17 protein-coding genes and 1 pseudogene are annotated in these 11,790 nt (G+C 39.2%); 10 read left to right on the forward strand and 8 right to left on the reverse strand.

The window, feature by feature from the left end; all coding sequences use genetic code 11:
* Positions 1–32 precede the first annotated feature (32 nt).
* The 8 genes from F903_RS07490 to F903_RS07525 form a co-directional block, all read right to left on the reverse strand.
* Positions 33–1,055 (reverse strand): hypothetical protein, encoded by a 1,023-nt coding sequence (locus F903_RS07490; RefSeq protein ID WP_005195912.1) that lies wholly within the window; start codon positions 1,053–1,055, stop codon positions 33–35.
* Between the two features lie 4 nt (positions 1,056–1,059).
* Complete coding sequence (locus tag F903_RS07495; RefSeq protein ID WP_005195915.1) at positions 1,060–1,737, reverse strand: DUF3820 family protein; 678 nt, start codon at positions 1,735–1,737, stop codon at positions 1,060–1,062.
* Entirely contained in the window at positions 1,734–2,855 is a 1,122-nt protein-coding gene (locus tag F903_RS07500) for an ATP-binding protein (RefSeq protein ID WP_005195917.1), read from the reverse strand. Before F903_RS07500 ends, F903_RS07495 begins: the two co-directional genes overlap by 4 nt.
* A gap of 2 nt (positions 2,856–2,857) precedes the next feature.
* Positions 2,858–3,187, reverse strand: coding sequence for a hypothetical protein (locus tag F903_RS07505; RefSeq protein ID WP_005195919.1), 330 nt, complete (start codon positions 3,185–3,187; stop codon positions 2,858–2,860).
* Positions 3,187–3,648, reverse strand: coding sequence for a hypothetical protein (locus F903_RS07510; RefSeq protein WP_005195921.1), 462 nt, complete (start codon positions 3,646–3,648; stop codon positions 3,187–3,189). The genes F903_RS07505 and F903_RS07510 overlap by 1 nt, the downstream gene beginning before the upstream one ends.
* Before the next feature lie 194 nt (positions 3,649–3,842).
* The gene (locus tag F903_RS16235) at positions 3,843–4,802 is read right to left on the reverse strand and encodes a hypothetical protein (RefSeq protein ID WP_005195923.1); all 960 of its coding nucleotides are present in this window, start codon (positions 4,800–4,802) and stop codon (positions 3,843–3,845) included.
* A 60-nt stretch (positions 4,803–4,862) separates the two neighbouring features.
* A complete protein-coding gene (locus F903_RS07520) occupies positions 4,863–5,165 on the reverse strand; it encodes a hypothetical protein (protein WP_005195925.1) in 303 nt (100 codons plus the stop codon).
* Positions 5,166–5,184: 19 nt separating this feature from the next.
* The gene (locus F903_RS07525) at positions 5,185–5,931 is read right to left on the reverse strand and encodes a helix-turn-helix domain-containing protein (RefSeq protein WP_005195927.1); all 747 of its coding nucleotides are present in this window, start codon (positions 5,929–5,931) and stop codon (positions 5,185–5,187) included.
* A 123-nt stretch (positions 5,932–6,054) separates the two neighbouring features.
* Between F903_RS07525 and F903_RS07530 the strand changes: the two genes are divergently transcribed.
* The 10 genes and pseudogenes from F903_RS07530 to F903_RS07575 all read left to right on the forward strand — a co-directional run bounded on the left by F903_RS07530 (position 6,055) and on the right by F903_RS07575 (position 11,687).
* Complete coding sequence (locus F903_RS07530) at positions 6,055–6,306, forward strand: Cro/CI family transcriptional regulator (protein WP_005195928.1); 252 nt, start codon at positions 6,055–6,057, stop codon at positions 6,304–6,306.
* Positions 6,294–6,584 carry a hypothetical protein gene (locus F903_RS07535; protein WP_005195931.1) on the forward strand — a complete coding sequence of 97 codons (291 nt, stop codon included), beginning with the start codon at positions 6,294–6,296 and terminating at the stop codon, positions 6,582–6,584. The genes F903_RS07530 and F903_RS07535 overlap by 13 nt, the downstream gene beginning before the upstream one ends.
* An 18-nt stretch (positions 6,585–6,602) precedes the next feature.
* On the forward strand, positions 6,603–7,028 hold the full coding sequence (locus F903_RS07540; RefSeq protein WP_005195932.1) for a hypothetical protein: 426 nt from the start codon (positions 6,603–6,605) through the stop codon (positions 7,026–7,028).
* A complete protein-coding gene (locus F903_RS07545) occupies positions 7,025–7,321 on the forward strand; it encodes a hypothetical protein (protein ID WP_005195935.1) in 297 nt (98 codons plus the stop codon). Before F903_RS07540 ends, F903_RS07545 begins: the two co-directional genes overlap by 4 nt.
* A pseudogene (locus F903_RS07550) lies at positions 7,318–7,678 on the forward strand (hypothetical protein). The gene F903_RS07545 and the pseudogene F903_RS07550 overlap by 4 nt, the downstream one beginning before the upstream one ends.
* Entirely contained in the window at positions 7,671–8,819 is a 1,149-nt protein-coding gene (locus F903_RS07555; RefSeq protein WP_005195939.1) for a replication protein, read from the forward strand. The pseudogene F903_RS07550 and the gene F903_RS07555 overlap by 8 nt, the downstream one beginning before the upstream one ends.
* The gene (locus tag F903_RS07560; protein WP_005195941.1) at positions 8,816–10,165 is read left to right on the forward strand and encodes a DNA cytosine methyltransferase; all 1,350 of its coding nucleotides are present in this window, start codon (positions 8,816–8,818) and stop codon (positions 10,163–10,165) included. The genes F903_RS07555 and F903_RS07560 overlap by 4 nt, the downstream gene beginning before the upstream one ends.
* Positions 10,162–10,572, forward strand: a complete 411-nt coding sequence (locus F903_RS07565; protein WP_005195943.1) for a DUF1064 domain-containing protein — start codon at positions 10,162–10,164, stop codon at positions 10,570–10,572. The genes F903_RS07560 and F903_RS07565 overlap by 4 nt, the downstream gene beginning before the upstream one ends.
* A 1-nt stretch (position 10,573) precedes the next feature.
* Entirely contained in the window at positions 10,574–11,059 is a 486-nt protein-coding gene (locus tag F903_RS07570; RefSeq protein ID WP_005195945.1) for a hypothetical protein, read from the forward strand.
* 103 nt (positions 11,060–11,162) lie between these two features.
* Entirely contained in the window at positions 11,163–11,687 is a 525-nt protein-coding gene (locus F903_RS07575; protein WP_005195947.1) for a hypothetical protein, read from the forward strand.
* Positions 11,688–11,790: the final 103 nt, after the last annotated feature.

An 11,790-nucleotide genomic window follows, 5' to 3' on the forward strand; every position in this document is an offset into this window, starting at 1 on the left:
GAGTGTCCGGGTGATGGTGGAATATTTGAATTTCATGGCAGATCCTCATCGATTGCCGAGGTTGCATCAGCATTTTCAAGCTCAAATCTACGTTTTTTCACATATCCCATCAAGCGTGGTTGTATATCAGGATGACGTGAAGACACGTCGATCTCTAAAGCATCCAGCGCTGTAAGATCAGGCGCATTTTGGATTTGAACCATTAATGACGGTTGTGGTTCTGGTGTGGCAGGTTGGGTAAACTCAGTTAAGCGTTTACTAATAGCGGCATGTAATGGTTTAAGCTGATCAACCGTCCAATTTCTTGCGTAGCGAACCAAAGCATTAGCCTCAGCAGGTGAGTTGGCGCTTTTAGCACGCTCGACCAAGTCAGCCAACAAGCTCTCATAGTCTGAGTGACTAGATTGATTCGCCTCATTCAGTGCTGCAGCTTTGGCAGCAGCGAATGGGTCAGGTTTTTGTTCAGTAGCGGCATCTTCGGAATCATTTGGTGTTGGTGTTTGAACACTTATAGGGCCAATGATGTCATCAATGGATGTATCATCATTAGCGGCCTGATCAATTGGTTTCTTGGCTTCAACTGATTCTTTGGATTTACGATTACGACGCTTTTTAGGACTGTCATTAAAACCATCCTTAATCTCAATATTGTCGATCGCACAACCAAAACTCGCACCGATGGCTTTAAGTTGTAATAGCGCATTTTCTGCATCGGCTTGAGCAAAGCCATTCATCACACTATTCTGAATATCACTATGCTCAGCATCATATTTAGTGCGTAAAACACATGCAGGCATAACGATGAAGATTTCTTGATCTTCAGCAACATCGTGAGGGGTTAAAGGCTTAGCGAAAGTAATGCCGCTCAATTCCATGGTTTCGATTTTTATGCAAAACTCATAATGAGGCTGGAAAAATACGGTAGCAGGAAGTTGATCAAGCGCACTGAAATCTTTATCAGCATGTAAAGTACCATTACCTGCATAACGACAAAGTACGGCTTTACCATTCTGAGCTGCTACAAAGGCTTCTTGAGCAGAAATCAAATTATTCATATTCTTATCCTTTCAAAAGTGCTTTTTTTAAATACGGATCTAGGTCATCTTGTTTGAGTAACCAGGTAACGTAATCAGCGGGTATGTCTTTAATGGCTGTACCTTTATGCTTGCCAAAAGTTAGGTGTGTTGGGATGCGAGCTTGTTCTGAAAATAAGTAAAGCGATTGCATATCTTTAATGCCTAAAACTTTGCATATTTGCTTTAAAAGAACAGCAGTGAGCAAAACGTCCTGCTTTGCGTTGTGGGCATTTCTGATTGATTCTCTTGCTTTAACAGAACCCTTAGTGAATAAGTAAATCAATGCCGAGAGATTGTGTGCCTCGTCTGGCCATACCATTCGAGAAAGAGCCAATGTACAAATTGCTTTAGCATTAACAGTCTTATCAGCCAGTTTGATTGCTTGTATGTCGTAATCAACATTGTGGCCAATGATGTATTGAACATCTTCAGGCAAGCGGAAAGTTTCATAACTAGGCTTACCAGAGATATCGGATTCAAGAATGTGATGCACAGCCATTGCGCCGTAGCTAATTGATTCGGGACAAGAAAAATACTCATCAAAACAAGCATCTTTGTTTACAACCAGCACACCGTCTACAAATGAGACGGGGACGTGGGCTATCTCAATTGGATAGCCATTCATGTCATGAGTTTCGGTATCTAAAATTATTGCGCTCATGCATGCATTTCCTGTTTTGCTAAGTTATCGATTTCTTGTTTTACAGCTTCAATTTTTGATGCTTCAATTTGTAGAAGGTTATCAATTCCCAAATGTTCACATACTGTTTTAGCATCTAAGCCACGCTCATCGATAAATTCAAGAAGTTGGTCTCGCTGTTCATTTGTGATGCCAATAAATTCTGGCTGACCGATCCACTTATTCTGATTTTTATCAAAATTACAGCCAAGTTCTTTCGAGCGAGCTAACATGATTTGGCGCATGTTATGGTAGTAAATATGGTCTTTACAGAGAGATTCAGTTAGCTGATTTAAGTCGCTAGCGTATTCAGCTTCTGCGCAACTTTGCATCCAGTTCTCAAGTTCCTCATTCGCTTTTGCTACAGCTAATTGGGCAGGGGTAAGCGTATTAATATGATCTTTAGCCGCTTTAATAAGTTCAGCCAAAAACATGGGATTGGTTTTTAAATCAGGGACCCATACTTCACCTGTCTCCCCACCTAATGCACCTGAATTTTTTGCATGATGAGTGGGGGATGGTTTAAAACTAATAACGCGAGCATTCTTACCTTCACTTGTAGTGACAGTCGTTAAATAACCCATGATGTCGGCAATACGATATAGTTCATTACGATTCTTACCACCTAGATCTGGGCGATAGATAACTTGATCGCCGTTTTGATCTTCTGAGGCATGTGCAATAAACACTACGTCTTTACCAAGGCTAATAAGTGTATTGATATATTGCTTAAATGTTTGATTTGCTAAACCCTGAGCTTTTAATTTTAGTGCGCCATCTTTTTGGCGATTGTTGGCAGTTAAGAGTAAGTGAGTCTTGATGCTCTCAAGCATTGCCCCAACAGTATCAATAACAACAGTATTGAACGGTGCTAAGTCCTGCGGAGTTAAATCAGCGACATCTTTCCATTGCTGAACAGGAACCACAGCCCCTCGACGTAGTTCACCTGTACGATGCGAACCACGGTCAAAGTCGAATGAAATTGCTTTATCTGCTGTAAAGCCCATAGAAGTTTTACCAAGACCAGGATCAGCGTAAATGTACGTGATGATCGCATTAACCTGTAGCGGTTGATCAGCACTAATAATATTGATAGCCATGATTACAACCCCTTATTAGATTTTGCGTTATTGTGTGCCAGACGTTGATTTGGGCTATACGGTGTGCGTTGAAAGCAGTCCTTTGAGAACATTTCAGCTCGTTCTTTTTTGCGCTGAAAATTAACTTCTTGTTGAAGATTTTTAAGAATCCACGGTTTAGCTTTCAACAAATCAGAATCCACAGGATTGCTACCGTTTTCACTCTCAATGCGAATGTCTGTAAATTTGTAGTCGGTTGAAAAAGTTTGTGGACCTAATCGAACGTGATATCGCCCAGCGTCATCGCGAGTGATAAATTCGCGGAAAGGGGTAGTGAAGCGTTTCTTTTCCATTAGATCGCCTCCACTAACTTACTCTTTTCGATGTATGCAGCTATCTGAGCGTTGATGTTTAGATGATCATCAAAGATCGTGAAATCTTTGTAGTTGTTGCCATTAGCGTCAGTGATTTGACCGATCTCAAGATTAGTGATGTCTACTGCAGTAAACTCTGAACCAGGTACACCGTAGCTGTCCGGGTGCTTATCAAATAAGAATTTTACTGGTACGCGAAAGCCATCGAGATTAATGACTGCTTCGCCAGAGTTATCAGAAGTAATGTTCAGCGTCATTACACCGTAGCTGCTAGGCTGCACATTTGCATAAGTAACTGTGCTTGAGTGAGCTGCCTGATAGTCACAAGAAGAAACGGCAGCAGCGATTGCAATCACGGAGATGCTTGCTGCGGTCCATGTTGCAAATACAGCTTTGCCGAAGTGCAAGGCTGAATTGCTTTGAATAGTTTTTTGTTCCATAATCTACCTCATTGAAGTGAGAAGCCCTGTTTTGATGTGAGAGTCTGCAGGGCTTTTTGCTGTTCATGAGATAAATATAACTATAGTTATTTTAATAGTCAAGAATATAATTATAAATTTATCGCTTTAGTTATAATTATGTTTTAATAGACAAAAGAAAACCCACACTGGGTGGGTTGTTAAATTAGAATAACTTAACCAATAGCTGTGATTACCACTTTATAAGGTTCATAACGCTTTTTGTTTTGATTAAATCGCTCATGGATAGTTAAGTCAGCATTTACATTCAAACGTCCGTGTAACTGAGATGGATTGACGCTTTCATCAATTTCAAAATTAATGCGTTTGTCAATTATTGAAGGAATTATTCCAGCCCAGCCACTGGATTGTTTGTCTTTATCACTTGCAAAAATTGCTATTGGAGTATTTGTGTATCGTTCCTCTTTTTCCTGGGGTATTGGCGGTTCATAGGTATCAGGGATCTTCTGAATAAAATTCGCATCGAGTGTGATGGATTGAATGTTGTCATTAGAGTTCTTTACGTCACCAATTTCAATTTCCGATTTTGGATCAAGTTTGGCTGGTTTTGTAAAGTTAATTGCATCTTTAGCTGCTTGTTTTTTTGGAATTTTATCAAGTATATCTTCAGCTTGTTCTGGGGTGATTATCATTGTGCCAGATTGATTCATAATACCATTGTTTATAATGGTGACAGGTGCGGGCGTTGGAGCACTGTTTTTTGTATAAGCATAGGTTGCTCCAGCCGCAATAATAGCTGAGGTTGCTGCAATAGCAATATTTTTCATTGTTGGACTGTCCTGAACAACATCAACAAGATACTGTTTGGCATCATCGGTAAGTTTAGCACCACGTTCATAGTTCTTATCTCCCAGCACCCACCGCACAACCAATTCAATACCAAGACTACCACTTTCTAAGTGTTCGATAAATACATCTGAATCGTAAACCTTAATGCCGGGATAAGCCGCCTCGACGAATTTATTGGTATGCTTAAGCATGCTCTCGATTGCTTTCAAAGCATCGATGACAATTGGAATAGGGACAAATTTATCTGTTGAATAATAGATTCTAAATTTCGTATCTATTACAGCTTCATTATTATCTACTATTGTTGCAGTTGTGTTTATTGCCATTTTTACCCCTAATTCCCGAACCGTTGAAATGGCTGTGTCGGGTTCACAGTTTTTTTAATCTTATATATTTGAATACCTCTCTAAAAACTCATCCACCCATCCCTGTGCAACTTCAAGATTAGTTATGTCAGTAAGTTTTAGATTAGTTTCTTCTGCTTCATTAAAGCCTTCAATAATAGCCTCAAAGATATTTGCTTCACCTATGACCTCACGTGCAATTTCCGCAGCATCATAGCTTTGCTTGGCTTTTTTAAGGGAGGCTATTTGTTTATCTATTCCTGCACCAATTTTACCTAATGCCAATTTGAATTCTTGACGATTGATCGTTAGCGCAGTTTTGGCTTTGTTGAGTGTTGCTATCATGATTTAGCTCAGTAAGTTGTTAATAGCTATTAGGGTGCTCAGGCTTATGTTGACTAGGAGGGACGATATCCGTAATAGCTGTGACACTCTCAACTTCATCCATATTAAATGTGAGACGTTCGCCACCATTAACAGCAATAAGGCTTAGTACATCATTCTGTATGCCGATAAACTCTTTAATGGTGCAACGTCCATCCTTTAGACACACCTGAACAAATTCCATCGGCACAGGCTCAGCGTCTGGGTCACACACTACAAACCAGCCATTTCGAATGGCAGGAAACATAGAGTCGCCAGTACCCTTAATTCCATACGCCTTTTCACCAGCAGCGTGGGTGGGAATATATCCATCACCACCATTGCCTTCATATCCCATATCCGAGAAATAGCCGTCCATTCCCATTTTACTATAAGCCTTTACTGGGACCCATCTTTTTGAAATAACAAATGGTTTTTCAATAATTTTTGAGAACAGAACAGCGTCATCACTATCAAGAATATTGTGCTGTTTTTTAAATGCTTCGATATCCAGCTTATTTAATGAAACAACAGCACCTGCATTTTTGTTGGTTTCGCCATTTTGAAGCCAAAGGACATCTACACCCAAAAATTGAGCTATCTGAGGTAGAAAGGAAGATTTTTGATTTTTGCCTGACTCAAGCGCTTGATAAGCAGGCTGTGACATTTTTACGGCCTCAGCTACTTCAGCTTGTGTCTTTCCAGCTTTCTTTCGAGATTCTTTCAATCTCTCTTTGAGTGTAGTCATAAACCATATACCGCATTTTTCAATCAATATATAACCTAGGCTATAAGCAATCAAATAACTATAGTTATTGACTGATAATAACTATAGTTATAATATGGCTATATCTTTACATAGGATATAACCATGAATGAGCTACAGAAAAACATCTATCAATCTTTGGTTGATCACTTTGGAGGGCAAGAAAATACAGCCAACGCCCTAAAAGTTTCCCAACCCTCAGTATCTGGATGGGTGCGACAAAATAAGAACATGTCTGAACTTGTAGCGATCCGTGCAGAAAAAGCTACAGATGGGAAGTTCAAGGCAGAGGATTTGTGCCCATCCCTGAAAGAATTCCAAACCCCGATTGTTGAGTTGCAGCCATGCAGAACATAAAACCAAAACTTCTAGAACCAATGACAACTCGCGTACCAGTAGAGGTAAGACAGTTGGTAGACGATTTGGCTGAAGGCAATCGGGCGAAATGGATTAGAGAGGCCATTGAATTAAAGATCGAAGTTGATTTAGGCCAATCATCTATTAAAGAGCTAAGGAAATCAAAGAATACAACGTATTCAAGTGAATACAGAAATGTATTCAAAAATCTATTTTCAGTATTCCAAATAAGCAAAAAGCCCGAAGTTGCAATTCGAGCTTTTAGCAATGTTCATTAACCAGAGAGATTAAATCACATGACCAATATATCAAAACATCCATGTGCTAACAAGTGCAGCAACTTCAAAGAAGAGCCATGTACGCATTGTTTAATTTCTAGTTATCCGGAAATACCAGATAGCTCGGATTACGTTTTAGGGGACTTTGTTGTCTACAAAGATCATGCGCGTATTCAAAACCACCTGATTGAATCTGTGTATGAAGTAATTCAGATAAATGAGGATTTTGTTGTGACAACTGGTGCAGGTTTAGATTTGCTGATGATGTGGGATAGCGAAATACGCCATGCATCCATTGCTGAAATCAAAGCTAAACGCCGTTTAAGCGATATCCATGATGACACTCACATTGAAAACCATATTTCACCTGGGTGTAGAACTTTTTCGAATGACGAAAGCATTTTCTATAGCCGAGCTTTGACGGCGCAAAAGGAGGTGTCATGAACTCCAAGTTCCAAAAACAACCAGAATTTAAACAAAACCAACAGGTTCAATCATTTTATGAGCCTGCATTAGTTTTGCTTAACAAGTTGATTGAGCAGAAAAAGATAAATCTTCGCACCAAAGGTTATGACGAAAATAATGCTGCAGTTACTAAAACTGAATTTACTGAGACTATGGCTCGTCAATTCAAAATTACTCAATGGTTGGCTCAACAAATTGCTGGCAGTCTGATTAAGTCTAATTGTATTAACTCTTTTGGTGGCTATGTTAAGTCGAAGGATGGTGAAGCATGAGATATGCCGCAAAAAGAAAGCAGGATGTGAATATTTCAAAAGCCCCAATTGAGTTGGTTATACCACTTGAGAAGCCTGTAACTATATATACGGCGAAAGAACTTGCTGTGATGCCTTTATCAGCTATGAACGCTGCAATTGAGGCACAGGAAAAATTTGCCGTGCTCGAACATACAACTCAGATGGGGGGGGCAAGCTATAGCGGTTCGTCGTCTTATGGAGGATGGTCACAAACTTATCCAGGTGAAAGAAAAATCCCGTACTCGCTACAAGATCAACAACGAGTTTATTCAGCCAAGAATTATTCGACAGCTTGCTTACCGTGGATTAGTAAAGTTGGGGGCAGCTAATGAGTAAGTTTGTCCCAAATTCATTCCAGATTGCCAACGCTTTTGTTGATGATGCCATGTACAAAATCAGTGATGCGTCAGTGAAGATCTATCTGCTCATCATTAGAAAAACTCGTGGGTGGACTAAAGAGAGTGATGCATTATCTTTGCGTCAGCTTGAAAGCTTGTCTTTAAAAAGCCGTCCTACAGTAATCAAATGTTTAAATGAGCTTGAGGAAGTTGGCCTTATCAAGAAGCACCAACAATCAAAATATGGGAATGTTTATTCACCAATAGACAATTTCGACTTTGGTGAGTGGATCAAATTTCCACAAAAAAAAGTGATGGTGAAATCTTTACTTTTGTTCAAAAAAGACATGGTAAAGAATTTTTACCACTTTGGATATGGTGAAAAATCATCTCAAATTGCGGCTGAATTTTGGCTAAAAATTAGTTCAAAAAAATCTGTGGTGGTTAAATATTTTTACCACCTTAATAGTGTGGATAGCAATGTGGATAACTTACCAAAGTGGTTAAATTTTTTTACCACTACAAAAGGCAAGTGGTTAAATATTTTTACCACAGGTGGTAAAGAATTTTTACCTCAAGTGGTAAAGAATTTTAACCCACATAAAACAACTATCAAAAACAACTATCAAAATAAAAAAAATACCTGGTTTGTTTTTGAAAATTTGAAATTAGAAATTTGTTCTATCGATCACTCAATCGATACCAGCGAGATTTTTAATGCGTCATGGTTTGAACGAGAGCTAAGTGCGTTCAAAGAATTTAACCAGGATAGAAATCATTCTGATGACTTGATGGCTAAATTCTTCGCAGAGTGGATGCTCAAAGCTCGCGCTAAGTACGCGAAGATGAAAACACCGGTACAACGTTTTTCTGAAAACAAAATTACTGGCCAATTGGCTCAATCTGAAAACAACACACCTGACGTGATTACATTTGCTTCAGACAAGCAGCTGTATGCATTCGCTAAGCAACTGGTTTTTCTACCTGAGTTCAAGGATTCATTTTGCAAAAGCGGTGAATCATGGATGGATGCAGCAAAACGCATGGCTGCTTTGATTTCAGATCCTGAACAACAAAAACCATATATCTCACACTTAATTCAGTTGGGCTTTAAGCAATCCAAGGGAGCTGCGGCATGAATAATCTTGTTAACTACGGTTCTGTTTGTTCAGGTATTGAAGCAGCAACGGTTGCATGGCATAGCCTTGATTTTAAGCCTGAATGGTTTGCAGAAATCGAAAAAGCACCAAGTCTAATTTTGAATCATCACTATCCAGATGTGACAAACCTTGGTGACATGACATTAATTAAAAACAATATTTTAAATAGAGAAGTTGAAGCACCAGTGGTTCTTGTTGGTGGTACACCTTGTCAGGCGTATTCAGTAGCTGGCAAGCGTTTATCCCTAGCTGATGAGCGCGGGCAAATTACTCTTTCGTATGTGGAGTTGTTAGATGCAATTGATTCAGTTAGATCTATTCAAGGAAATGAGCCATGCGTTGCCCTCTGGGAAAACGTACCCGGTGTGCTCAACACAAAAGACAATGCTTTCGGCTGCTTTTTGGGAGGGCTTGCAGGTTCGGGGTGTGAACTTAAGCCGTCAGGGAGAAAGTGGCCAAACGCTGGTTGTGTGCTTGGACCATCTCGACAAGTTTATTGGAGAGTCCTTGATGCTCAACATTTCGGACTCGCCCAACGACGCAAGCGTGTGTTTGTTGTCGCAAGTGCTAGAACAGAAAGTATCGGAGAAATACTTTTTGAGCGAAAAAGCATGCTTGGGGATCCTACGCAGGGCAGCAGCAAGGGGCAAGGTATTGCCACCAATCATACAACACACACTTCAAGAGCAAGCCAAACTATTAGCGGAAAAACCTACCTTTCACCCTTACTAGCATCGCATGGCGAAAAGAAATGGTTGGGCAACCAAGAAGCATTTTGTGGTGATTACTATATCAAACATGCAATTGGTATTGGTGGAATGACAGTAAATGCAGCTATTTCTAATAAATTGTACCCAACTTTATTAGCCAATCATGACCGTGGATATTTAATCACTTCATATGGGATTAATGGGAACACTATTGGTCAGTGTAGAGCAGGCTCAAGTGGTACAGGGATTAATATAGAGCTCGCTTACACAATAGTATCTACAAAGAAAAATGGTGTTGTGCTTTGTGGAACCAAAAATGATGCATTGCGGGATCTTGGCAACAACATCGCACCAACTTTGCGTTGCGGTGGCAAACAAGGTGGACCAATTCAACAAGCAGTTTTTCAATATTTACCGCCGTACATTTTCTCACTTGCGCGTTACTTAACAGAAGTTGAATGTGAGCGCCTGCAAGGTTTTCCAGATAATTACACCAATGTCCCAAAAGTCGCAGCTGGCAAACGTTATAAAGCACTTGGAAACAGCATGGCTGTAAATGTAATGCACTGGATAGGTGTAAGACTTAAACAATATTTAAATGGAGGGCTTAAATGACCTCCATGAGCCTCGATCAGTACCGCCGTGAAATTCTCAAGCAGCCCAAAACCAAAGTGGCCAAGAGCAACAAGTTCAATGCAGTGAAAGTTGAATTAGACGGAATGACGTTTGATAGCAAGAAAGAGCACAAGCGGTACATCGAGCTTAAAGCTATGCAACAACGAGGGGAGATAATTAGTTTAGAACATCACACAAAATTTGAACTTGCACCTAAAACCAAACTTGAAGGGGAGAAAAGGGCAAAGCCAGCATTACGTTATTTTGCAGATTTCACGTACTACGACATTACTGGCCAGTATGTAGTTGAAGATGTGAAGTCAGAAGCTACAAGAAAGAAAGACAGTTATAGAAACAAAAAGCATTTGATGAAAACGGTTTTAAATATTGATGTGAGAGAGGTGTGAGATGGGTGTGATGACAATTATGCAAGCAACGGATTGGTCTAAATATACTTTTGAGGAATGGTGCAGACAGTTGGGGGCATGGATTAATGGTGACTCTGAAAAGATGGTCCGTGTTGTTAAGACAATGCCTACTAAGCGCATCACTCAAAAACAGCGTGAAAAACTTCTCGCAATGTATATGAATGATGAAAAGCTGAAAGACCGGTTATGCATTAAAAAGACTGGTACTTGCTGTCAACTTAATGAGAATGAAGCGCGAGCAATCCAAAGGTTGTTTATGGATCTGCAGTTGATTGAAGATGAAATTTTACAAGAATGGATCTCCACTATTTGGTCACATCACGTTTTAAGCAATTCATTAAGAAAAATTGCTGATAGCTGTGATACATCAGTAAATCAAATTCGCCAAGATTTGAAATGTGGTTTTGCATTTATCAAAAGTCGCTATTCCCATTTTAGTTTTGAAAGTTTTGAAAAAACCACTTGAGTGTGCGCACGAGGTATGGCATATTTGTGATAAGTTGGCTATTTATATATTTAAGCCATTCAAAAGCCTCGCGAATGCGGGGTTTTGTCATTTTGGGGTGTTTATGGCTGACGATGATCTATTTGATAAAGAAGTTTATAAAACACTTTATGAATTTCAGCTGAAAGGACTAGAAAGTGTAAAGGCGTTACATGCGAAACATGAGGATAAGGCTGCTAAATACTTAACTTTTACATCAATAATAATTGCAGCCATGAGTATATTTTCAAAACAGTATTTGTTTAATGTTGGAAACAAATCTTTTATTGTTTACGTTATTGTTGTTTTGATGGTTTTTGTATTCTTGTCACTCTCCAGCATAGCTAGAAATTTATTCCACGTTCTTGAAGTTAGTAAAGTTGGAAAACTAGAAAATAATCAGAAAATGGTTGATTACTTTACTCAAAATGAGCTCACAACTATTTACTATTATCTTTCCATTGATATAGCTGGGGTAATTAAGACATATGAAGATAGAAATGCGATAAAAGTCAATTATTTGAACAAGGCTTTTATGGAGATAAAATTCTGTGGATTAATGTTTGTGTTAACTGTACTATTAGTTATAGTTGATATTTTGATCATTTGAGTAATATGGAAAAGATTAGATTTAACAAACCTGTTCCCCCTGAGGTTGATAGACCTCCAATAGTTATTGAAGAAAGAAGTGATAAAACTAAACTGGAGCACAA

It is taken from the genome of Acinetobacter sp. NIPH 298 (assembly GCF_000369505.1).
Taxonomy (GTDB): domain Bacteria; phylum Pseudomonadota; class Gammaproteobacteria; order Pseudomonadales; family Moraxellaceae; genus Acinetobacter.

Excerpts from the sequence above, each read along its gene's own strand:
- F903_RS07525 (WP_005195927.1), bottom strand. The coding sequence starts at position 5,931 with ATGACTACACTCAAAGAGAGATTGAAAGAATCTCGAAAGAAAGCTGGA.
- F903_RS07500 (WP_005195917.1), bottom strand. The coding sequence starts at position 2,855 with ATGGCTATCAATATTATTAGTGCTGATCAACCGCTACAGGTTAATGCG.
- F903_RS07575 (WP_005195947.1), top strand. The coding sequence starts at position 11,163 with ATGGCTGACGATGATCTATTTGATAAAGAAGTTTATAAAACACTTTAT.
- F903_RS07510 (WP_005195921.1), bottom strand. The coding sequence starts at position 3,648 with ATGGAACAAAAAACTATTCAAAGCAATTCAGCCTTGCACTTCGGCAAA.
- F903_RS07545 (WP_005195935.1), top strand. The coding sequence starts at position 7,025 with ATGAACTCCAAGTTCCAAAAACAACCAGAATTTAAACAAAACCAACAG.
- F903_RS07495 (WP_005195915.1), bottom strand. The coding sequence starts at position 1,737 with ATGAGCGCAATAATTTTAGATACCGAAACTCATGACATGAATGGCTAT.
- F903_RS07540 (WP_005195932.1), top strand. The coding sequence starts at position 6,603 with ATGACCAATATATCAAAACATCCATGTGCTAACAAGTGCAGCAACTTC.
- F903_RS07530 (WP_005195928.1), top strand. The coding sequence starts at position 6,055 with ATGAATGAGCTACAGAAAAACATCTATCAATCTTTGGTTGATCACTTT.
- F903_RS07570 (WP_005195945.1), top strand. The coding sequence starts at position 10,574 with ATGGGTGTGATGACAATTATGCAAGCAACGGATTGGTCTAAATATACT.
- F903_RS07520 (WP_005195925.1), bottom strand. The coding sequence starts at position 5,165 with ATGATAGCAACACTCAACAAAGCCAAAACTGCGCTAACGATCAATCGT.
- F903_RS07560 (WP_005195941.1), top strand. The coding sequence starts at position 8,816 with ATGAATAATCTTGTTAACTACGGTTCTGTTTGTTCAGGTATTGAAGCA.
- F903_RS07490 (WP_005195912.1), bottom strand. The coding sequence starts at position 1,055 with ATGAATAATTTGATTTCTGCTCAAGAAGCCTTTGTAGCAGCTCAGAAT.
- F903_RS16235 (WP_005195923.1), bottom strand. The coding sequence starts at position 4,802 with ATGGCAATAAACACAACTGCAACAATAGTAGATAATAATGAAGCTGTA.
- F903_RS07555 (WP_005195939.1), top strand. The coding sequence starts at position 7,671 with ATGAGTAAGTTTGTCCCAAATTCATTCCAGATTGCCAACGCTTTTGTT.
- F903_RS07535 (WP_005195931.1), top strand. The coding sequence starts at position 6,294 with ATGCAGAACATAAAACCAAAACTTCTAGAACCAATGACAACTCGCGTA.
- F903_RS07505 (WP_005195919.1), bottom strand. The coding sequence starts at position 3,187 with ATGGAAAAGAAACGCTTCACTACCCCTTTCCGCGAATTTATCACTCGC.
- F903_RS07565 (WP_005195943.1), top strand. The coding sequence starts at position 10,162 with ATGACCTCCATGAGCCTCGATCAGTACCGCCGTGAAATTCTCAAGCAG.